The organism is Acinetobacter legionensis (genome assembly GCF_057165765.1).
In genome coordinates, this window is record NZ_CM169896.1 from 1,312,771 (window position 1) to 1,335,909 (window position 23,139).

12 protein-coding genes are annotated in these 23,139 nt (G+C 38.0%); 11 read left to right on the forward strand and 1 reads right to left on the reverse strand.

Translation table 11 applies throughout. From position 1 onward, the window contains the following. The first annotated feature begins 65 nt into the window (after nt 1-65). The 4 genes from AC2G3J_RS06035 to AC2G3J_RS06050 all read left to right on the forward strand — a co-directional run bounded on the left by AC2G3J_RS06035 (nt 66) and on the right by AC2G3J_RS06050 (nt 13,932). Entirely contained in the window at nt 66-12,518 is a 12,453-nt protein-coding gene (locus AC2G3J_RS06035; protein WP_483770799.1) for a two-partner secretion domain-containing protein, read from the forward strand. Then, complete coding sequence (locus tag AC2G3J_RS06040) at nt 12,518-13,117, forward strand: hypothetical protein (RefSeq protein ID WP_483770800.1); 600 nt, start codon at nt 12,518-12,520, stop codon at nt 13,115-13,117. The genes AC2G3J_RS06035 and AC2G3J_RS06040 overlap by 1 nt, the downstream gene beginning before the upstream one ends. 145 nt (nt 13,118-13,262) lie before the next feature. After that, nucleotides 13,263-13,535, forward strand: a complete 273-nt coding sequence (locus AC2G3J_RS06045; protein ID WP_483770801.1) for a hypothetical protein — start codon at nt 13,263-13,265, stop codon at nt 13,533-13,535. 142 nt (nt 13,536-13,677) lie between these two features. Further along, nucleotides 13,678-13,932 (forward strand): SMI1/KNR4 family protein, encoded by a 255-nt coding sequence (locus AC2G3J_RS06050; protein WP_483770802.1) that lies wholly within the window; start codon nt 13,678-13,680, stop codon nt 13,930-13,932. A 290-nt stretch (nt 13,933-14,222) separates the two neighbouring features. Here AC2G3J_RS06050 and AC2G3J_RS06055 read toward each other — a convergent pair whose 3' ends face one another. Next, nucleotides 14,223-14,759 carry a DUF4189 domain-containing protein gene (locus AC2G3J_RS06055; RefSeq protein WP_336951620.1) on the reverse strand — a complete coding sequence of 179 codons (537 nt, stop codon included), beginning with the start codon at nt 14,757-14,759 and terminating at the stop codon, nt 14,223-14,225. 481 nt (nt 14,760-15,240) lie between these two features. Here AC2G3J_RS06055 and AC2G3J_RS06060 point away from each other — a divergent pair, with 481 nt between their 5' ends. The 7 genes from AC2G3J_RS06060 (at nt 15,241) to phnW (ending at nt 23,013) form a co-directional block, all read left to right on the forward strand. Next, nucleotides 15,241-15,516, forward strand: coding sequence for a hypothetical protein (locus AC2G3J_RS06060; protein ID WP_419328575.1), 276 nt, complete (start codon nt 15,241-15,243; stop codon nt 15,514-15,516). Between the two features lie 178 nt (nt 15,517-15,694). Then, a complete protein-coding gene (locus AC2G3J_RS06065; RefSeq protein ID WP_410549091.1) occupies nt 15,695-16,429 on the forward strand; it encodes a UTRA domain-containing protein in 735 nt (244 codons plus the stop codon). A gap of 149 nt (nt 16,430-16,578) precedes the next feature. After that, entirely contained in the window at nt 16,579-17,580 is a 1,002-nt protein-coding gene (locus tag AC2G3J_RS06070) for a putative 2-aminoethylphosphonate ABC transporter substrate-binding protein (RefSeq protein ID WP_483771064.1), read from the forward strand. A 72-nt stretch (nt 17,581-17,652) separates the two neighbouring features. Beyond that, on the forward strand, nt 17,653-18,846 hold the full coding sequence (locus tag AC2G3J_RS06075) for an ABC transporter ATP-binding protein (RefSeq protein WP_483770803.1): 1,194 nt from the start codon (nt 17,653-17,655) through the stop codon (nt 18,844-18,846). After that, a complete protein-coding gene (locus AC2G3J_RS06080) occupies nt 18,840-20,555 on the forward strand; it encodes a putative 2-aminoethylphosphonate ABC transporter permease subunit (protein WP_483770804.1) in 1,716 nt (571 codons plus the stop codon). Before AC2G3J_RS06075 ends, AC2G3J_RS06080 begins: the two co-directional genes overlap by 7 nt. A gap of 114 nt (nt 20,556-20,669) precedes the next feature. After that, nucleotides 20,670-21,824: a TIGR03364 family FAD-dependent oxidoreductase gene (locus tag AC2G3J_RS06085; protein WP_483770805.1), complete on the forward strand. Its 1,155-nt coding sequence runs from the start codon at nt 20,670-20,672 to the stop codon at nt 21,822-21,824. A gap of 55 nt (nt 21,825-21,879) precedes the next feature. Beyond that, entirely contained in the window at nt 21,880-23,013 is a 1,134-nt protein-coding gene (gene phnW / locus AC2G3J_RS06090; protein WP_483770806.1) for a 2-aminoethylphosphonate--pyruvate transaminase, read from the forward strand. Nucleotides 23,014-23,139: the final 126 nt, after the last annotated feature.

A 23,139-nucleotide genomic window follows, 5' to 3' on the forward strand; every position in this document is an offset into this window, starting at 1 on the left:
TACATTCAATGTCCATATGCAACATTCAATCTTGAAAAAATATTAAAACATTTAGGTAAAACATTATGAATAAGAATCGTTATCGCGTTATTTTTAGCCAAGCACGTGGCATGTTTATTGCGGTTGCTGAGATTGTAAAAAGCCGTACCAAAACAGCGGGGCAATCACATGCTGTTGGTGAAATCGAGATAGAGGATGTCACGGGAGCATCTTCAATCACTTATAAAAAACTCAATCCTGTTAATTTTGCTGTGGTGAGCCTATTGGGTGCAGCAATTTACACCTTGCCGATGGCGACGATTGCTGAAAGTCAAATTGTGGCAGATCGATCAGCACCAAACTCACAACAAGCCACCATTCTCAACAGCAGCAATGGCTTGACCCAAGTCAATATTCAAACCCCAAGTGCCGGTGGTGTCTCTCGCAATACCTATAGCCAATTTGATGTGGGGCAGGAAGGTGCGATTTTAAATAATGCACGAAATAATACCCAAACCCAATTGGGTGGCTGGGTACAAGGTAATCCATGGCTCGCCAAAGGTGAAGCCAAGGTCATCCTGAATGAAGTGAACAGCAGTAATCCGAGTCAATTAAAGGGCTATTTGGAGGTTGCGGGTAAACAAGCGCAAGTGGTGATTGCCAATCCATCTGGTTTAGTCTGTGATGGCTGTGGGGTGATTAACGCAGATCGTTTTACCTTAACCACAGGTCAAGCAGTAATGCATCAAGGTTATCTTGATTCATTCCGAGTACGTGAAGGGCAAGTTACGATTGAAGGGAAAGGCTTAAATGGAAGCTTAACCCCTTATACCGATATTTATACACGTGCTTTAAATGTCAATGCGGGTCTATATGCCAATGAGCTAAAAACCGTGTTGGGTCAAAACGACATCAATGTTCAAGATCCAAACTCAGCAAAAATTAGTGCAACAACAAGTACCCCATCTTCACCTACACCGAGCTTTGCCCTTGATGTTGGAAAATTAGGTGGCATGTATGCTGGAAAAATCTATTTGGTCGGTACTGAAAAAGGTTTAGGGGTACGTAATGCAGGGTCACTCAATGCTTTGAGCGGTCAAATGCATTTAAATGCCAATGGTGATTTAACCAATACAGGCAATATGATTGCCAATAAAGATCAAATTCTAATTCAGGCAAGCAATGTAAAAAACAGCGGTAATATCAGTAGTACACAACAACAAATACAGATTCAAGCCGACAATATTCAAAACACTGGGCTGATTGCGACTCGTGATGAAATTAAACTCAATGCTCAAGGCAAGATTGATAATAATGAGGGAGTGATCAACGCGGGACGAATTGATTTTACTGCACAAAACTTAACCAATAATAAAGGTAAAATCGAGCAAACAGGTCAGCAACAACTCAACATTGCTGCAAAAAACTTAGACAATACTCAGGGCTTAATTGGTCAGGCAACCGTCGATCCTAGCGGGACAGGGCAAACACCAGGTGGAACCACATCGCCAAGTGTGACTGATCCTGAGCAACAGTCTTCAGCGCAAGACTCAAGTACGGTTGAAGTTGCACCCACAGACCTGACACCAAAAACTTTTGAAGCAGGAAATATTCAGATTGCTCAAGATATTGCCAATGTAGAAGGTGCAATTGTCAACAATGCTGAAATCAATCTTAGAGTTGAAGGCAGTATTAAAAACAATGGTGGTGAAATTCAACTGCCTGAATTGCAATTTAATGGGCAATACTTTGACAACCAACAAGGTAAACTCACTGCGAATGTGGTGAATATCACTGCACAACAGGTGGATAATCAAAAAGGTGTAATTAATGCCAATCAAAGCTTTGATTTAACCGCACAACAATTAAATAACGATCAAGGCCGTTTACAAAGCGCCAAGACATTCAATTTAAATTCAGCTGAGATTGATAATCGCCAAGGTCAAATACTTGCTGCGGATGCATTAACTCTAAATTCTGCAAATACCAATAATACCCGAGGCATCATTGGTTCAGTCAATGCGGATGCCAAGCTGTCTATTCAAACTTTAGACAATCGTAAAGGGGAGATTTCAGCACAGAATGTACACCTGACGGGTCAGAGTTTAAACAATCAACAGGGTACAATTCAATCCAAAACAGCAGCTCTAAACATCAATATTGATCAAATTGATAATGGTACGACGCAAGCTTCAGCAGGGAATCTGATTGCTGGGCAAAATCTAAAATTGAATGCCCAGCAATTACAAAGTACTGGGCAAATCTATGCAGGCAATACGGCTGATTTAACAGTGAATCAGTTACAACAGCATGGTCAATTGGCAGCACAGAACAAAATCAAGGTTCAAGCAAATGCCATTGTCAGTGATAAAAATGCAGTATGGGTCGCAGGTCTTGATCAAGACGGGAAACTAAGCAATACAGATGCCACACTGAATATTGATGCGCAACAGGTTCAGCTGGCAGGGAAAATTTTGGCAGGTGCTGAGTTGCAAATTAAAGCAGCTCAAACAGCAGACTTAAGTCAAAGTGAAAGCCAAGCCAAAAATATAAACATTGCTACAACCCAACTGAATACCAACAATGCAAAAATTATTGCAGATGAGCAACTGGATTTAACCGCAACAGAAAGTATTGTCAATGAAAAAGGGCAATATAGTGCAAAACAGGTCAATCTTAATACAGCACAGTTGAATAACAACCAAGGTTTAATTCAACACACAGGTAAAAATGATTTTATTCTGGATGTCGCAAATCAGATTGATAACAATGCAGGGCAGATTATCAGTAATGCTACAGGTACTGTAATCAAGACCAATACACTGAACTCTGTTGCAGGTGAGATTTTACATGCAGGTGATCAACAGTTAAAAATCACAGCACAAAACCTACAAGGACAACAAGGCAAAATCCAAAGTAATAGCCATCTACAACTCGATCTAGGCATTGCTAATTTAGACCAAGCGCTTACATCTGCACAAAATATTGATTTGAATGCAACTGAACTGAGCCATCAACAAGGACAATTGCTTCAAAGTGATGCTAATGGGCAGTTGAAAGTGAATGTTGCACAAACATTGAATAATAGCTCAGGTGTGATTAGTGCTGCTGGTAGCGCTCAGCTGAAAGTTACTCAACTGAATAACAGTGCAGCTAAGCTTCTTGTAGATAAACAACTTGGGATAAAAGCTGATGATATCAACAATACACAAGGTACTGTATATACAGACGATTCGCTTAGTATCATTGCAAAACATGGCATTAATAATCAGCAAGGTATCTTAGCAGCCAAACAAGCGGTATACGTAAAGGCACAATCATTAAATAATACAGAGGGTACAGTTCAATCCGAACAGTCAAATCTTGATCTCAGTATCAGTGGAGCGCTGGATAATCAACGTGGAAAACTGCTGTCTAATCAAGATATCAGTATTCAAAGTCTAAGTTTAAACAATGCATCTGGAACAATTTTTTCTAATCAAGGCTTAAACTTAGATGTAGACGGGGGAATTGAAAATCAGTCTGGTACAATTGCTGCCAATAACAATATCTCAGTTAATGCTCAATCATTAGATAATACTTCAGGGCAAATACGCTCTGAAAAACAACATTTAAATATTATTACTCAGCAATATTTAAACAATGATTCAGGCGTTATTGTGGCAGCAAAAAATGTTGCGATCACTGCACAGGATCTATCTTCTCAAAATGGACAAATTCAAGCAGGTCAACATGCTGATTTAACCGTTCAATCTTTGGATAATACTGCTGGTACACTCTATGCAGATGGTCAATTAAAATTAAATGCTTTAGCGCATATTAACAATCAAGATGGTGTGATCGCGGCTAACCAAGGATTTAATTTAAATGCAGCTTCATTATCAAATAATGCTGGTAAATTAATTGCACAGCAATCTGCAATGCAGCTCGATATTGCCAACGAATTAAGCAATATCAAAGGCGAGATTTCAGCCGCGCAAGACTTAACAATGAATAGTGGTCATTGGAATAATGTTGAAGGTAAAGCTGTAGCGGGTCAAAAATTACACCTAAATACCGCTACATTAGACAATCATCTTGGTGTGATTTATGCACAAGACCAGTCTAAGATTGTAGCCACTGGTCAAGTGAATAATACTTCAGGGGTTATTGCGTCTAAACAGATTGATTTAACCTCACAGTCATTGCTTAATGATTTGGGTAAAATCAGAGCAGAACAAGGTTCGTTAAATTTATCTGTAAACAATGAGCTGAGTAATCTGTCAGGTGAAATATTTGCACAACAAGAAGCAAATTTAAAAGCGCAGCAAATCAATAATCAAAAAGGTAAAATACAGAGTATTTTAAAAACCAAGATTGAAACAAACACTTTAGATAATCAATCTGGAACAATTTATAGCCAAGATCAACTACAACTGTTGGCACAGTCAGCAATTCAAAATCAGCAAGGTATAATCGCTGCACAAAAAGATCTACAGATAAACAGTACAGATTTAAATAATGAGCAAGGTATTATTCAATCAGAACAGGGACGCGCAGATTTAACTGTACAAGGTGCATTGAATAATCATCAGGGCGAATTATTTGCAAGTAAAGGATTAAATGTTGTTGCTCAAGGGATTGATAATCGCTTAGGGCAAATCTCATCGTTAGAAAAATTGAATTTAGACAGTCAATTACAAACATTGAATAATGAATCAGGTAAAATTTTAGCAGATCAAATTTTGCTAAAAACTGGCTTGCTTAATAATAATTCAGGTTTGATCCAATCTAATTCTGAATTAAGCATCGATACCAATCAGCATGATTTGTTGAATCAAAATTCTGGTGCTCGTGGTGGAATACTCAGCCAAGGAAAACTTAATTTAACCCATGTCCAACAGTTATTAAATGATAACGGCATTCTTGCTTCAGCAGATGATGTAGAAATCAGCGCACAGCAATTATCCAATCAAAAAGGACAAATCAATAGTCAAGGCAATCTAACAATTGCTCAACAACAGTCAGGTGGGGTGCTGAATAACCAAGGTCAAATTCAAGCATTAAAAAATATTCAAATTCATACCGACCAATTGAACAACAGTGGTCAAGGCAGTCATATTGTTGCTGCTGAGGATTTATCAATCCAAGCGCAAGTGATCGACAATCGACAAAATTTAGATGATACGATTTTGGGTGGTTTAGATGCTCAAAATATCCAATTAAATGCACGTGAGTTAAATAACCAATCTGGTGGAATTAGAGCAAGCAAAGATGCATCACTTTTGATTCAGCAGAACTTTGATAATCAACAAGGCAGTGTGACCAGCCTAGGGACATTATTGATTGGCGATTCTCAAAAAACCTTAAATATTAAGAATACTCAAGGGGAACTCATCGCGCAAAATCGGTTAGCAATCAGTGCGAACAATTTAATCAATCAAGGTAAAATCATTAGCCTTGGTGATGCTGAATTGAATTTAAAGCAAAGTTATACACATCAGCAAGGTGATGAGCTGAGTGCCAATGGTTTACTCAAGATCGATAGCGAACACGATTTCATCAATCAATCTGTCCTAAGTGCAGGCAAAGGCCTTACTGTAAATGCTCAGAATATTTTAAATCAAACTGGGGCGAGTATTAGCAGTATTGAAACGCATTTAATCGCCAACGATGTGCTACATAATCAAGGTTTAATTAATGGTGAGTTAACCCACTTAAAAGCAAACTTAGTCTGGAATGATGGTGCTAAAATTTATGGTGATCATATTGCTATACAAGCACAGACCTTAAATAACAAATCGAACGGCTCTTGCGTCGGGACAGAGCAGTGCTCTGCTAGTCCTTCCTCAGGCGCAGTTATTGCTTCACGTGGAGATATTGATTTAGGGATTGATATTTTAAATAACCAAGCAGGAGGTTTGATCAATAGTGACTCAAAAGACAATGCTTGGATATTGAGTATGGGGCAATTAAATGTTGGGGGCTCACTGGATGGTAATTATCAAGCACAAGGTCAAGCCCAACTGATTAATAATCGTAGTGCAACCATTGAGTCTCAAGGCAATATGCGACTCACTGCAAAAGAAATTCAAAATTTAAATGATAATTTTTCAGTACATCAAGTATTAGAGTCTTCCAAATTTGTACATAGTTATGAGGATAATCGACATCCTGGGATTGATGTTGCAGATTTGCTTGTTGAGCTGGAGAGAGACGGTGGTTTTTACTGGCTTGTGTTAAGTGATGGGCGACGTTTACGTACCTATAATATTTTTGAATATAATAAAGAAACCTATGTTCCCGAAGTATTAACCAGTACCCCTGGGCAAATATTGAGTGGGGGCAATATGTTGCTTCAATCTGATCATATCGTAAATGATCAGAGCCAAATACTTGCAGCAGGCGTATTAAAGGTAGAAGGAACTGATATTGATAACAAAGCCTATTTAGCAAATAAACTCATTCAATTTAAAAATCCAAAAAAATGGTTTTATGATTCTGGTCGAAAGAGTTCAATGGCCTATACGCCTGCTGATGAGACAGAGCCATATCAGTTAAGTGGCCTTTATGGTGGCAATAAAGTTATTGCTGTTCCAACGACAGAGATTAAAGACAAGACCAATGACACTGTTCAAGTGGATGTAACAGGTTCCAAACAAGCGCAAGCACTTGAATATGAAAAACAACAGGCTCAACAAAAGCAAGTTGCAGTGGATGCTGGACAACAGGTCAACGTTAAACAATCAGAAAATGCACAAAATCAGCAGATTGGTGAGCTTGATCCGAATGGTTCACAACAGCAAGTCCAACCAAATGAAAATCAAAAAGTTGATTCAGCTCAACAGCTAAATGCTTTAGACAAGCAGGTGTCTGGGGTAGACAAAGCATCTGACTATGAAGTGCGTAGTGTAGAACAAAAGACAATTACCTTGCCAAGTAATGCGTTGTATAGCACAACCAAAGATAGCCAAGCGCAGTATTTGGTAGAAACTGATCCAGCATTTAGCCAATATAAAAAATGGCTATCATCCGATTACATGCTGAGTGCACTTGGTTTAGATCCAGCAAATCAACAAAAACGACTAGGTGATGGTTTTTATGAGCAACGTTTGGTGCAAGATCAAATTGCACAATTGACAGGGCATCGTTTTTTATCTGGTTATGGTAGTGATGAAGAGCAATATAAAGCTTTAATGAACAACGGCTTAACCTTTGCTAAAAGTTATAATTTACGTCCTGGAATTGCTTTAACTGCTGCCCAGATTGCACAGCTCACCAGTGATATTGTGTGGTTAGAAGAAAAAACCATCACATTGGCAGATGGGACAAGTAGTAAAGTATTGGTTCCACAAGTTTATGTTCGAGCAAGACCTGGTGATTTAAAAGGTGATGGTACTTTGATCAGTGCTGATCAAGTGCAACTGAATATGAACGGTGATGTGCTTAATCAAGCGACGATCGCTGGACGTGAAGCACTCATCATCAATGCAAATAATGTCAACCAATTGGCTGGACGAATGGAAGCCAATCGTGTTGGGATTAAAACGCAAAATGATTTAAACAATATTGGCAGTCAGATTGTTGCAAAAGAAGCAGCATCTTTTGATATTGGCGGAAATTTAAATGTAAATAGTACATTGACCAGTAATAATAAACAAAAAGGCCGGAGTAATTATGGTTTTACCGCTATAGATCGCAAAGCAGGGATCTATGTGGGTAATAACCAGACTAGCTCAGTGGAAGGTAGTGATAATTTAAAAACGACTTTAAATATCAAAGTGGCTGGTAATACCACATTGAAAGGCGCAGAAATTTTAAATAGCAATGGTTCAACCATTCTACAAACGCAAGGGGATGTAAATTTAGCGACATTACAAACAGAGCGGATTAACAATAGTTATAAAAATAATAAAAATTATGACTTTAGTACAACGCAACAAGATGTAGGTAATCAAATCGTTGCAAAAGGCGACTTAACCCTGACTGGGAAAAATATTGATATTACAGGTTCTCAGGTCAGTAGTGTGCTAGGTCGGACGACTTTAAGTGCTGATGAACAACTCAATATTCAAGAAGGGCGTGCTCGTAGTACAGTTGAACATGCAGATGAAGTCAAGAAAAAGAGCTTTTTAAGCAGTAAAACAACCCAAACTTACCGAAAAGATAAGTCAGATGAGGGCATAGCCAGTACTGTTGATGGTAAGCAAGTCATTTTAGATGCTAAAAATATCAAGATACAAGGCAGTGAAATAATTTCAGATGAATTAACGCAAATTCAGGCCAAAGAAAATGTCAGTATTGTAGGTGCTGAAAACCAATACCTAAATGAGTCAGAAAAGCGTGTTAAAAAATCTGGTTTTACTGCAAGCCTCTCAGGTGGTGTAGCCAGTATTGGTTATGGTAAATCAAATGTAAAAGCTCAGCAGGATAATCAATCAACTGAGTTACTGCAAAGTAAAATTATAAGTACGCAAGGAAATACCAATATTCTAGCAGGCAAGGATTTGACAGCGGAAGCCGCTATTTTGGGTGCAGGCAAAGACCTGAATCTACAAGCTGCTAATGTTAGTCTAAATGCAGGATATGAAAGTAGTAAGCAACATACAAAGGTACAGAGTAAAAACTCAGGTTTTTCAGTTGGGTTGACTTATTCACCTGGTACAGCAGCGGTTTCAACATATAAGAAAAATGCCGATAATGGTCAATTTAGTGATAGTGCTGTAGGTCAGGTGATGTCACGAGCGGATGCTGTTGATAAAGCATTGATGGCCGCACAAACACCTATTGTGCTGACTGCAGGAAATCAAAAATCCAATCAAAGTAGTAACTATACAAATACTCAAGCCGTTGTGACTCAAGCAGAAGCGAAAGGTAATTTAAATATCATTGCAACAGGCGGAAATATTAATAGCCAAGGTGCACAACTCGCTGTTGAAGGTGATGCACTATTACATGCAAAAGATAACATTAACTTGAACTATGTGACTGATCGTCAAGATCAGACTGCAAATAGTAAACAAAGTGGATTTAGTGTTGACACACGAAATTGGGCGGCGCCTGCAGGTGTTTATAATAATAAAGACAAAGGTCAAGGAAATGTAGATAAAGTTACAGGTACCCAACTTTCTGTGGGTGGAAAAACCACATTACAAACAGAAAAAGGTGACATCAATATCCTTGGCAGTTCAGTCGCTTCACAAGGTGATGTGAAGATCAATGCTGCGAATGATGTCAATATTAAATCAGCACAGAGTAGTCAAAGCCAAAGTCAAAGTAATTCAAATAAAGGCATTGGTAGTGCTCAGATTTCAGATACTGAACAATTTTATGGCTATATGAAGGGTAAAAACCAAAGCAATAGTCAAAGTATTGAACAGCAACGTAGCCAAGTCGGAAGTTTAGAGGGCAATGTTAATATTCAGGCAGGCAATCACTATAATCAGCAAGTTGCAGATATTGTTGCCAATAAAGATATCAATATTACTGCAAAACAAATTAGTGTATTGGATGATTACAATACTGGAAGTTCAGACAGTTCATCGAAAGATTTAAAAGTCGGTGTATTTAAACGTGTCAGTTCACCAATTTTAGATTTGCTTGGTTCGGCAGACAAAGCCACTAAAGGCAATGCCGCAGATGACCGTACTCAGGCTTTACAGGGATTGGCAGCGGGTGCGCAAGCCTATCAAAGTTATAGTGACATTAAAGGCGGTTCAGTTGCTAAAGCAGAGGCTGGTATAGGTTTTAGTACCAGTAAAAATCAACAAAGCAATAGTTATGCGACGTCACAACAGAACCAGATCAGCGCGGGTGGTAATGTTAATCTCACCAGTACAGCAGGTGATATTCATTTACAGAATACTCAAGTCAAAGCGAAAGAAACAATAAGCTTAGATTCGGCTAAAAATATTCTTTTAGAATCAGGACAAAGCCAAGAAAAGGCTCAGGGTAAAAATAGTAATGCTGGTTTAAGTGTCGGTGTCGGTGCATCGGTAGGGGCGCAGACGGGTGTTTATATCTATGGCGAGGCAGGCTATGGTAAAGGCAGTAATCGAGCAGATAATAATACTCATAACATGACGACTCTCGAATCAGACAAACTGATTCTAAAGAGTAAAGGAGATACCACACTCAATGGCGCTCAGGCTAATGCTCAACGCATAGATGCAGATGTTGGTGGTAAGTTAAGTGTGATCAGTACACAAGACACGGTTGACCAAAAGATTGACCAAACCAACGTTGGTGGACGCGTACAAGCTTCATTGGGAACAGCATGGCAAGCGTCAGGGAACGTATCGAGCAGCAAAGCGCAAGGGACATCAAACAGTGTAAATCAACAAACAGGCTTATTTGCAGGTGATGGTGGCTACCATATCAAAGCAGATCAAGTTGATCTACAAGGTGGAGCGATTGTATCGACAGCGAAGAAAGAAAATAACGATTTAACGGCGAATCGTTTGACGTTTAGCGATATCAAAAATAACAGTAGTTATGATGCGACTTCGGTGAGTTTATCTGGTGGAACACGCTTTGGAGAAGAAACCAAAACAGATAATCAGGGAAATAAATATACCAATAACGTCAATTGGCGAGATAGCACGACTTTTAGCCCAAGCTTACCACAGCATGAATCTGACAAAGACAGTAGTGTCACTCGTTCAACCTTAAGCGAAGGTAATATCACGATTGGTGGTCAAGCAACAACGACTACAGCGTTAGGGATCCATAGTGATGCGAGTACAGCACATAGAAGTGTAGACACATTACCAAATCTACAAGAGATTATCGACAAGCAAAAAACTGTAGCAGATGCGACTTCAACCATTGTGGCAGCAACAAGAACCTATAGTCAAAATCAGCAAAAACAAGCGGAACAAGAGAAGAAAAACACTGAACAGACAGCGATAGCAGAACTACAAGCCAAAGGTGGAGAAGATTGGAATAAGTATCAAAACTCAAACAATGAAGCTGAAAAACAAGAACTTCTGAAAAATAATTCGCCTAGTTATAAACAAGCTTCAGAAACAGCCCAAGATTGGGGTATGGGTGGAGATAAGAGTCGAGCAGTCAATGCGGTAGCTATGGCAGTTACAGGTGCATTGGGAGGCCAAACAGATTTACAAGTTGCAGCCAATGCTCTTGCACCTTATGCAGCAAATATTATTGGAAAAGAGTTAGGTCATGGAGAGGACAAAAACAAAGCAGCTCAGTTGGCTGCCCATGCGATATTGGGAGCAGCACTTGCCTATGTAAATGGCGGTAACCCAGCTGCAGGAGGCAGTGCAGCGGTTGCAAGTGAAGCAGCAGCGGATTATCTCACTAATCAATACAAAGACAAAAAAGAATATCAAGATGTCAATGGAGAGTTCCAACCGAACCTTTTACCAGAAGATGTGAAGACTCAAATTCGAGATCTGACAGCAGCGATAGGAGCAGTGGTCGGTGGCACAGTTGGAGATTCAGCGTTTAATGCGCAGCTTGCTGGCGTAGTTGGACAGAATGCGGTAGAGAATAACTTTTTATCTCCTGAAGAATATAAACGTAAAGTTGAGCTCATTAATAAAGCACAAGGTGGAGCAAATGGGCTGAATTTTAAAGCGCTCGCAATTTTAAATAATGGTTCACTGAATGAAAAAGAAGCAAGAGAATTCTTGGCTTTAGTTGCAATGGATAAATATTCAGATCAGTTGTTAAAACAATATCAAAAAGATCCGAACTCTTTAACTCCACAACAAAAATATGATTTAGTATATTTGATTAATCAAGCATCAAATGGAGATCCAGTCAAGGCACAACAAATCTACGATAGTGGAAGGTATGGAACAATAGATCCGTACACAGGTGGTGACTTGAATAAAGCAATCACAAAAGCAAAACAATCTTTAAGTTATGCAAACTCTACGGATAAGCAATTAGCTGAAGCAGCAGAGCCAGCATTATTCGGATTGTCTGGTAAATTAGGTACAGTTATTCGATATGTTGGAGCTTTAGCTGGTTCTTATAATGTTGGGCAAGGCACAGAAAAAATTGTTAATGGTAAGTATAGCGAGGGTGCAGTCCAAGTTATAGGTGGTGTATTGACAATTGTTCCTGCTGTAAGTAAACAAGGTATAAACACTTATAATCATAAATTAAGTGAAGAAAAAGCTACTAAATTATTATTGGATAGTATTAATAATTTTCCGTCTAAAACACAAGCAGGTAAAAGTGCTGCTATGATTGGTGCCTTTGACCCTGTGACTGGAAAAGTAGCTATAGGTAGTAGCAATGCTAAAATATCACCAGATGTATTAGATCCAAGAACGGTTAAACATATTGAAACACAATTAGGTGTTAAAATTGGTGAGTTTACAAATTCTTGTAAAAATATAGTTGGTGCTTGTGCTGAAGTTTCGGCAGCAGATAAATTAGTAAGACAAGGTGTAAATCCATCAACAATTCAATTTACTATTGCTGTTAGACCTCGAGATGTTTGGAAAAAGACAGAAATAAAGCAAAATGCTATTGTTGAAACTTGTACGAATTGTAAAGGCGCTTGGCCAAAAGGAACAAAATAATGAGTAACTTAAATGTAGATTGGAAACCTGAGTTTGGATTTATATATACTTGGTTTGCAATGGATAAAAACGGAAAAATTGCGGTTTTAGTTAACAATTCATTTGGTGATTTACCAAAAAAACTACTAGAAATAGATAATATCGAAAATTATTTAGATTATTTATCAGAGTTTATGTGGGAGGAGTCTGATAGATATCCTAATTATCCACCAAACAAATTAGGGAGCTTTGTTGTAGATTATTTCTCTAAATGGAGGAATAAGGAAATATCTAAAGAATTATTGGAAAAGGATTTGTTAGCTGATTTAAAAGAAAATAGAAATTATAGTGAAGTTAATCTTTCAGCTAATAAAGGTTTTTTTGTATATCATGCGATTGAAGGAAATAAAGAAGGAGATGACTATCCAATTGGGTATAATGGTGAAACAATTATGGGTGATTATTTTAGATATTTAATGCCAACAATATATGGTTCTATAGAAGATTTTCCTGAAGAGCTAAGGAAGTATATTGTTGTATCTGAAAATTTAGATTTCACAATTGATAGAATTTTAATAAATAATCAAATAAATACTTATTTTACTCGCTTAGCAGCTTAAAAATCCTATGATTATAAAATAAATAACTAAGAATTTTAAAAGAAAGTGATGAAAAAATATGTCAAATTTATTTCGATTCTGGGGGTAAGAATATTTCCTGATGGTGGAGTAATTATTACACCGCCAAATTATAAGGATAAATAAAATGTTTAAAGTAGATGACCATATAATTCTTGATGTACAAAACCAAGTGGATTATAGAGATATAAAATACGGTAGAGATGATTTAGGTGATCTCTCAAAAAAAATTGTATGGACGGAGCCATTGGATTCATTTATGGAAGTTTGCAAGAAGACTATTGATGAGTTTATATATGATTTTAAACTTGATGAGGCTTTGTTGCGCAAACATTTCAGAGACTGTTTTCCCCCTAACCTATCAAATTCAAGGCACAACTCGGGTGTGAGGTCGGCCTAATTCTCTCAAAGGGGACAAGGTTATGAATCTATAGCAAAGTATGCTCAAGATAAGGGCTTAGGATGCTGAAGGAAATACAGCGCATATTTTAGCGCATACAGTTCTTGGCGTAGCGGTCGCTGCTGCGAAAGGAAATGATGCATTGACTGCTGGACTTTCAGCCGTAGCGCCAGTCTTATCAAACTTCTTATATGGTTACGAATATGGTCAGCCTGAAAATAAGCAAGCAAAAGAAAAGGAGAAAATAATGCGAGTTTATGATGATAACGGACAAGTATCCTTAGATATAATACATGAAGTTGAGAGTAGTTTAGGATATAACTTTCCGATGAGTTATATTAATTTAATAAAAGATCATGATGCTTTAGCCCCAGTTGAAAATGTTTTTTATTTTTAAAATATTTATAAAAAGAAGATGAGCGAGATTTAAATTTTTTAAGTTTTAAAACTGATCGGTTGGATTGGTTTTTATTTTAAGTTGTTAAAAAATAATTTTATGTTAGACAGTATGAAGCGCTTCCGCCAAATATTTAAAAAGCCCTTTTGATACAAGGGCTTATTTTAATTTATTCAGAAATTTGTCTAAAAGAGATGAGGTAATTGTGTGATTCATCGAGATCGTTTTAATCTGGCGATTTCTAAATCTATTTCATAATTTGTATTTTGAATACGTTCATTTTTTAGTATCTAATCTCCAATACTACAACCAGAATATACAATACGACAAGGCTGTAAATTTTCACTTAAACAAAACACTAATGCACCTTTTTTAGCACCATCCTCTGAAAAATCAAGTAAAATTTTTGATTTTTGACCATCATTAATTGGATCAGCTATAGCAACACAGCGATTAGAATAAGTTTTAGATACTTCACATTTTTGTCCGCCATCCTGTTGACACGCTTTTAATGCTTTTGCTTGTGCCTCATCTTTAGATTTAAAATTTCTTGTAAAACCAATTGGACGCCCTTTTAAGCCTTTACTTTTATCCTCTGCAATCGCACCCCATAATGTTTCAATCTGAGGATACAACGTTGGATTTTGATTTGTATATCCACCACTTCCTCCGCCTGAAATAGGTGCGCAACCTTGAACACCTTGTCCACCTATAGGATAATAGCCTGAAGGACAATTCCCTTCAGCATGTGCATTCTCAATAGTTAAATAAATGATAAGAATAAAGAAAATGGATAAATAAAAAAACTGATTATTTGTCAATATCATTCTTTAAGCCCTTTTAAAATCAGAAATTAATGATAAAAATACTATGAATTTTTTTGTATGAGTTTTATATTTTAAAATAATACTAGGTTCTCTTGTGTTTTTAAATGTCAGTGTATTCTCGGTAGAAAGTATAGTACCTAAAATTTTTAGTTCCGTCTTTTAATGCAATAATTTAGCGAATTGATGTGGCATTAAAATGAACATTGGCTTTCTTTTTTATAGAAAAAACAAATCGTTCGGAAAACCCCCATTTTGAGTTGATTGAATGAGTAGAACACCAAAGTACTTATACTGTGATCATATGCTGCAGATTGTTTTATAAAAGCTCATATAGTTTTGGCTGACTAAAATATCATTTTCATGTCACTTTAAAGTTTGGCAAATTATTTTATTGTAAAAGTGAACAAACTTAATCTGAGAGAAACTCATGAGAAATGTACTTAGTCGAAGTGTAAAAGCTTTAATCTGTATGGGTGCTTTAATGACCACAGTTCAAACATGGGCACATGAGGATGAAGACAAAGTATTGACTAGAACAGTCGATGAACAGCCAATAGACAAAAAACAAAAGAAATGTGAAAAAAATTGTAAAACAAACAATGATCCTAAAACTCAAACAAATAACTCAACGCAACATCAGCATGGAAACGCTTCAGAAATGTCACAAATGGATCATTCAAAAATGACCAATATGCCTTCTTCGATGAGGGATATGAATCATTCAAATATGGAGATGCCAAACAAAACAAATAAGTAATTCTTTGAGAAAAATCATGAGTCTTTTTGACTCAACACATTTCATTGTGATCTCCAAAAGCTCATCAAAAGATGAGCTTTTTAAAACATAAAATTTGTGTATGAACTATGCTTATTTTAAAAATGTCATCGCTTAGACACGATATTTGAGTATATTAGAAGAAATTTTCACAAAATAAATGTGTATGCCTGTTCAAGAAACGACTTCTCCACGTATTCCCAAATATATTGCCATTCGAGATGCTATTGCCCATGAGATTGAGTCTGGGCAATGGAGTGCCAATACCAAACTCGCTTCAGAGCGTGTGTTGATGGAACAATTTGCTACTACACGTGTCGCAGTTCGAGAAGCATTATTGGCTTTGGAAATGGATGGTCTGATTTATCGTTTAGATCGCCGTGGTTGGTTTGTTCGTGCGCCACGAATTATTTACCGGCCGCAATCGACTAAAAGTTTTAACCAATATGTGACTGAGCAAGGGGGTGTACCAAGTACGGAATTGATTTCTGCGGAATTGCTGCAAGCGACCTCTTGGGATGCAGCACATTTAAAAATTTCGGTGGGTGATGATATTTATTCGATGTGGCGACGTCGTAGTATCAATGGTCGTCCTGCGGTAGTTGAACATTTACGTATCAATGCAAGTTTATTTCCTCAATTCTTAGAACAACAATTAGAAGGTTCTATTACGACTCTGATGGCAGAGCATTATCAACGGCAATTGACCCGAGCGCATATTAATCTTTATCCAACGGTATTGTCAGAACAACAAGCCAAAGCTTTGCATGTCAATGTTGGTAGTATGGGGTTATATATTTGCCGTACCAACTGCGATCAAAATGGAGTGATTACCGATGTTGACCAAGAATATTGGTTACATGATGTACTCGATTTACATTTTGAAGCGTCATAATATAGAATTAAAATAATTAATCTGGTTTAAACCAGATTAATTAAATTGTCATAAACTTTTGTTGAAATACAGGCTATCAAGAAGCAGCATTCGTTAGGAATGTCATAATGAGCCCGTATCTGAAACAGCAGCAAAAAAAGCTCTTCGCCATGGGCACAAGTATTCTCTTTGCTTGTGTCAGCACAGCATGCACCATGTCTTCAACCTCGAATGATGTTGAGCAAATCACAGTCTATACCGCGGTTGAAGCGGATCAATTAAAGCGTTATCAATGGGAATTACGCAAAGTACATCCTGAATTAAAAGTAAAATGGGTGCGTGATTCGACAGGTGTGATCACCGCAAAATTATTAGCAGAACAAAAGAATCCACAAGCCGATGTAGTGATGGGACTTGCTTTGACCAGTTTATTGGTCATGGAAAAAAAAGACTTATTGCAACCGTATCGTCCGAAGCATATCGAACAACTTAAAACTGATTTTTATAGCCAAAACGACATTCCAACATGGACAGGCATGACTGCTTGGGAGTCAGCTGTTTGTGTCAATACTGTTGAATTGGAAAAGAAAAAACTTCCGATTCCGCAAACATGGCAAGACCTGACTAAACCAATTTATAAAGGGTTAATCGTGATGCCAAATCCGGCATCGAGTGGCACAGGCTATTTGGATGTGACTGCATGGATGCAAATTTTTGGTGAAAAACAAGCTTGGCAATATATGCAGGCACTCGATAAAAACATTTCTCAGTATGTACATTCAGGCTCGAAGCCTTGCAAGTTGGCGGCTCAAGGTGAAACGGTCATCGGAATTTCGTTTGGTTATCCGGGCTTTAAGCTGAAATCACGTGGTGCACCTTTAGAAATTGTCTATCCGAAAGAGGGGCTAGGTTGGGAAATGGAAGCCTCAGCCATTGTCAAAGGTTCGAAAAAACTCAGCAGTGCAGAGAAGTTTATTGATTGGAGTGTTAGCCAAGCTGCCAATGAAGCTTATGCACAAAACTTTTCAATGGTGGCACATCAAAATGTTCATAGCAAAAACCAAGACTTCCCAAAAAATCTCGCGCAGCAATTGGTGAAGAATGATTTTTATTGGGCAGCTGAACAGCGTGAATCAATTCTAAAACAATGGTCAGCAAAATTTGAAAAGTAATTGAATCATATACACACAAAAAGCTATTCAGAATCAGTTATTCAAAATTAACGATTAAAAACTAGGTGCAGTATGCAAATTCCATCGCATTTACAAAATAGTAGGACAGGGCAAGACATGCCAAACTCGGCAGGGCATCTGCTCTCAACTTTAAGAACGTTTAAAATGGCAGAATCAAAAACAGTGCTTGAAGTGATGGATATTCAAAAATCTTTTGGTTCAAGCCGTGTCTTGGAACACATTAACCTTGACTTGAAAGCAGGTGAATTTGTTAGTTTTTTAGGTCCATCAGGTTGTGGTAAAACAACATTGCTACGCATCATTGCTGGGCTTGAACAGCCTGATTATGGCAAAGTGATTAAACAACAAATTGATATTACCCATTTTAATACTGCAAAACGTAAATGTGGCATTGTTTTCCAAAACTATGCACTCTTTCCAAACTTAACTGTGGCGGAAAATATTGCATTTGGTTTGCATAAAAAACACTGGTCAGCGCAAGAGATTCAATTTCGTATCAATGAATTATTAAACTTAATTGAATTGCCCAATATCTCAGAAAAATATCCCAATCAATTGTCAGGTGGTCAGCAACAGCGTGTGGCTTTAGCCCGTGCAATTGCGCCCAATCCTGATGTTTTATTGTTGGATGAACCTTTGTCCGCTTTGGATGCTTTGGTACGTTTAAACCTCCGCCAAAAAATTCGTACCATTCAATGTCAATTAAATTTGCCTGCGATCATGGTTACGCATGATCAGGAAGAGGCGTTAAGTATTTCTGACCGTGTGGCGGTGATGAATAAAGGTGTGATTGAACAACTCGATACGCCACATAATATTTATTACAAACCGCAAACTCGTTTTGTAGCACAGTTTATTGGTTCGATGAATTTTATACAGACAGTAGTGGTCGATACGCATCATTTAAAAATCAATGAGCAATCTTTTATTGAATTTCCACATTTAAGCTTTGCCCAAGATGAACATTATGAAATCGCTTTTCGACCTGAAAATGTCAAATTAGTTGCTGGAAATGAACCTTCTACTGAATATTTAAATTTAGCTGTACATATTGTCAATACTGAGTTTTTAGGTGCTAAACATCGTCTATTTTGCGTGATGCAAAACCAAGATCAGGCAGATGACAATATGTTGCAAGTTGATGTGGATCATCAACATATGGCGGTGGTGCAAGATGGAATGTATCTGCAAGTGCCGATTCGTGACTTACATGTGTTTGATTCACGAGGGCATGCGAGATGTTAAATCAGTCTGCCGCAGATGCTTTATTAAGTAGTCAAACAGCACATCGTTTTCGTTATTCATTGCGTTCAAGTGCAGTGTTGTTTGTCGCAGCAATTCTATTCACCATGAGTTTGATTGCACCCTTAATCGTATTGATGCAAAGCGCATTTTTAAATGAACAGCATCAATTTGTCGGGTTGGATAACTTTACAGCTTATTTTTCCAATCCGGCCTTAATCTCATCGATTTTTAATTCGATGTGGATTGCCATTACAGCCATGTTGATTACGGTGAGCTTGGCAAGTGTTTATGCTTTTGCATTGATCAATTGCAATATTCGAGGCAAAGCTTTCTTTAAAACCGTGGCATTTTTACCGATTCTTGCGCCTTCACTTCTGCCTTCATTGGCTTTGGTATATTTATTTGGTCAGCAAGGTGTTTTTAAGGGCATGCTGGGAGAGGTGGAAATTTATGGTCCACTAGGCATTTTGATCAGTTATTGCTTTTGGCTATTTCCTGCCATGGTCATGTTGATGATGGGTGCATTTCGCCATATTGATCAACATTTGATTGAGGCTTCTCATGCTTTAGGAAAAAATACACTACAAACTCATTGGGCTGTGACTTTTCCTGCGATTCGCTATGGTTTAGTCAGTGCCTGTCTAGTGGCATTTACTTATGTCATTACCGATTTCGGGATTCCCAAAGTGATTGGAGGGTCATTCAATATGATGGCGTTGGATGTATATAAGCAGATCATTGGTCAACAAAATATGAACATGGGTGCCGTCATTTCGATTCTGTTACTCTGTCCTGCGGTGTTGGCATTCATTTTTGATCGATACCAAAGTCGCCATCAGGAACGCTATCAAAATTTCCAAATTCAGCCTTATCGTTTGCGTGCCAATCCTCGAATTGAAAAAGCATTAACTGTATTTTGTGGGGTGATTTCAGGCGGTATTTTACTGATTATTGTGACTGCGATTCTCGCATCATTCATTCGCTATTGGCCCTATGATTTGTCAATGACCTTAAATCATTATCGTTTTGACTATGTTGATGGTGGTGGTTGGTCAAGTTATTTTAACTCAATAAAATTGGCATTGTTTAGTACAGTTTTCGGTACGATGATAATTTTCATCATTGCCTTATTTAGTACCCGTTTTAAAGCACATCCTTTGCTAAAAAACTATGTAAAAGCCTTGGTGTTATTGCCTTTGGCTGTGCCGGGCTTGGTGTTGGGTATTGCTTATATCTTGTTCTTTAACGCACCGCAAAATCCTGTATCTTTCGTTTACGGTACGATGACGCTGTTGGTGATTTCAACCATTATTCATTATTACACCGTGCCACATTTGACCTTAACGCATGCGATTCAACAGATCCCGAATCAACTTGATCATGCTGCACAAAGTTTAGGATCTTCACATTGGACAATGTTCCGCAAAGTATATTTGCCTTTAACCTTTCCTGCGCTGTGTGATGTGTTGGTGTATTTATTTGTCAATGCTATGACAACTGTTTCAGCTGCGATTTTCCTTTATTCTCCTGATACCAATTTGGCATCGGTGGCGGTGCTGAATATGGATGATGCAGGTGATACCGTGGCAGCTGTGGCGATGAGTATTTTGATTTTACTCACCTCATGTGCAGTCGAGTTGCTGCATTGGTTATTCACTCGGAAAATGATGGTATCGACACAACGTTGGCGTGAGCAAACACATTCATAACAAATTGATCTTTCAGTCAATCTTTTTAATTAACTAAATCATTTGAATTGAACGCTTTCTTTTAGGCGCTGGGGATTTTGCGTCCTAAAAAAGGTAGATAAGGTGGAAAAGACAATGAATACAGCACAATTTGACTTAATTATTGTCGGTGCAGGCATTTTAGGATTATCGGCTGCAATCCAAGCGGCAGAGCAAGGTTTAAAGGTGCAAGTCTTTGAAAAATATGCACAACCTATAGGTGCGACTCGCCGTAACTTTGGCATGGTTGGGACTTCGACTCTAAGCCGTCCTGATGCGAAATGGCGTGAATATGCTTTGGCGACCCGTGAATTTTATCAACGGATTCAGGCACAAACCGATATTTCGTTTCAACAGCGAAACGGCTTGTATCTCGCCAATACTGAACTTGAATGGCAAGTATTAAACGAGTTTGCTCAAGCTGCAGCTGATTATCAGATTCCTGTAAGTCTATTGTCTAAGCAGCAACTGTTTGATCAATATGCTTATTTAAACCCAGAAACTGCGCTACGTGGCGGTATGGTGTTTCATGAAGATTATTCAGTTGAGCCACATTTGGTGGGATTGCGTTTGTTGCAATATGCCGAAAAACTTGGTGTACACATTCATTGCAATGCTTCTGTGGTACTGACGAACTTTGATCAAGGCATGGCGCATATTCGCTTGGCATCAGGTCAAACATTTACCGCAAATAAAGTCATGATTTGTCATGGTGAAGAGACACAATCGTTGTATCCCGAGCTCTTACAACAAAAAGGTTTATTACGTTGTACTTTACAAATGGCATTAACCAAACCGCTAAAAGTCAATCTTAAAGCTTCGATTTATTCAGGATTGTCGATCTCTCGTTATCCCGCTTTTGAGATTTGCCCTAGTCATCAAGATTTACGCAATGAATCACAAATCGGTTTAGTTGAAAAATACGGTATTCACATCCTGATTAAACAAAATGAATTCGGACAAATTATTTTGGGCGATAGCCATGAATATTATCCGATTGAAGACATACCACAATTTAATCAACGTGAAGAAATTAACCAATTCATTTTGCAATATTGCAAAGAAAATATTGGCTTAGAACTACCTGAAATTGAATCTCGTTGGAATGGTTACTATCTGACTCATCCTACGGAATTGGCATGTGTGATAGAAGCTGAAACCAATATTTTCCTTGTTAGTGCGATTGCAGGCAAAGGCATGACCACAGGCGCAGGATTTATGAAAGAAATGTTAGAAAATTATATTTTGTAATCTGGTTTAAACCAGATTTGTTTATACTGTATGAAATTGAACAAGGTTAGGCGAAATGAACGCACAAATTGAACTTGCAAACACAATTGAAAACGATGTTGAAAATAAATACTTACTGTTGACACCGGGACCATTGTCTACCTCGAAAAGTGTGCGTCGTGTGATGCAACGTGATTGGTGTACTTGGGACAAAGAATATAACGCATTGGTTCAGGAGATCCGCAGTCGTTTGGTGGCGTTGGCAACTGCAAAACCTGAACAATATAGTGCTGTGTTGATGCAAGGCAGTGGGAGTTTCTCTGTAGAAGCAGTGTTAGGTTCGGCGATTCCAAAGGATGGTAAAATTTTAATTATCAATAACGGGGCATATGGTGCACGCATGGTGCAAATGGCTCGATGTTTAAAAATTGACGTGGTGGAATTACGCTACCCTGAAATGCAAATCCCTCAACTGGCTGATATCGAAAAAGCACTTGAAGATGACAATATCTCTCATGTGTCATGTGTGCATTGCGAAACCACCACAGGTTTATTAAATCCAATTCAAGCGATTGGACGCATTGTCAAAGCCAAAAACAAAGTGTGGATTGTCGATGCGATGAGTTCTTTTGGTGGTGTACCAATGGACATTGCAGAGCTTGAAATTGATTTCTTGATTTCAAGTGCCAATAAATGCATCCAAGGTGTACCAGGCTTTAGTTTTATTTTGGCAAAACGTGAGCAATTACAAGCGTGCAAAGGTTTGGCTTGTTCAGTCAGTTTAGACCTATATGACCAATGGAACACCATGGAACAGCATAATGGTAAATGGCGTTTTACTTCACCCACTCATGTGGTGCGTGCTTTTTATCAAGCACTTTTAGAATTAGAACAAGAAGGTGGAGTAACCGCTCGTTATCAGCGTTATTTCCATAATCAACAACGTTTAGCTGCAGGTATGCAAGCGCTTGGTTTTGAAATGGTCTTAGATCAAGACGCACCACAATCTCCAATTATCACTACATTTTTATATCCAAATGAAGTCGATTTTAGCTTTCAAGCCTTGTATGAAAATCTGAAACAAGCAGGGTTTGTGATCTATCCCGGCAAAGTCACCGATTTAAATTGCTTCCGTATCGGCAATATCGGAGAGATTTATTTAGATGATATTGAACGACTTTTAACAGCGATTGAGCACTATCGAATTTGATTGGAATTCACAACTTCATTTTTTGCGCCATTTATGGCTCAGGAAGGAGGTTTGGATGGGGGGAGATTATAAATCCTCTCCCTAGCTATCTCTTTTGAAAGGAGCGGGCGCTTCCATTTGAAATTA

Excerpts from the sequence above, each read along its gene's own strand:
- AC2G3J_RS06035 (WP_483770799.1), top strand. The coding sequence starts at position 66 with ATGAATAAGAATCGTTATCGCGTTATTTTTAGCCAAGCACGTGGCATG.
- AC2G3J_RS06040 (WP_483770800.1), top strand. The coding sequence starts at position 12,518 with ATGAGTAACTTAAATGTAGATTGGAAACCTGAGTTTGGATTTATATAT.
- AC2G3J_RS06045 (WP_483770801.1), top strand. The coding sequence starts at position 13,263 with ATGTTTAAAGTAGATGACCATATAATTCTTGATGTACAAAACCAAGTG.
- AC2G3J_RS06055 (WP_336951620.1), bottom strand. The coding sequence starts at position 14,759 with ATGATATTGACAAATAATCAGTTTTTTTATTTATCCATTTTCTTTATT.
- AC2G3J_RS06060 (WP_419328575.1), top strand. The coding sequence starts at position 15,241 with ATGACCACAGTTCAAACATGGGCACATGAGGATGAAGACAAAGTATTG.
- AC2G3J_RS06065 (WP_410549091.1), top strand. The coding sequence starts at position 15,695 with ATGTGTATGCCTGTTCAAGAAACGACTTCTCCACGTATTCCCAAATAT.
- AC2G3J_RS06070 (WP_483771064.1), top strand. The coding sequence starts at position 16,579 with ATGGGCACAAGTATTCTCTTTGCTTGTGTCAGCACAGCATGCACCATG.
- AC2G3J_RS06075 (WP_483770803.1), top strand. The coding sequence starts at position 17,653 with ATGCAAATTCCATCGCATTTACAAAATAGTAGGACAGGGCAAGACATG.
- AC2G3J_RS06080 (WP_483770804.1), top strand. The coding sequence starts at position 18,840 with ATGTTAAATCAGTCTGCCGCAGATGCTTTATTAAGTAGTCAAACAGCA.
- AC2G3J_RS06085 (WP_483770805.1), top strand. The coding sequence starts at position 20,670 with ATGAATACAGCACAATTTGACTTAATTATTGTCGGTGCAGGCATTTTA.
- phnW (WP_483770806.1), top strand. The coding sequence starts at position 21,880 with ATGAACGCACAAATTGAACTTGCAAACACAATTGAAAACGATGTTGAA.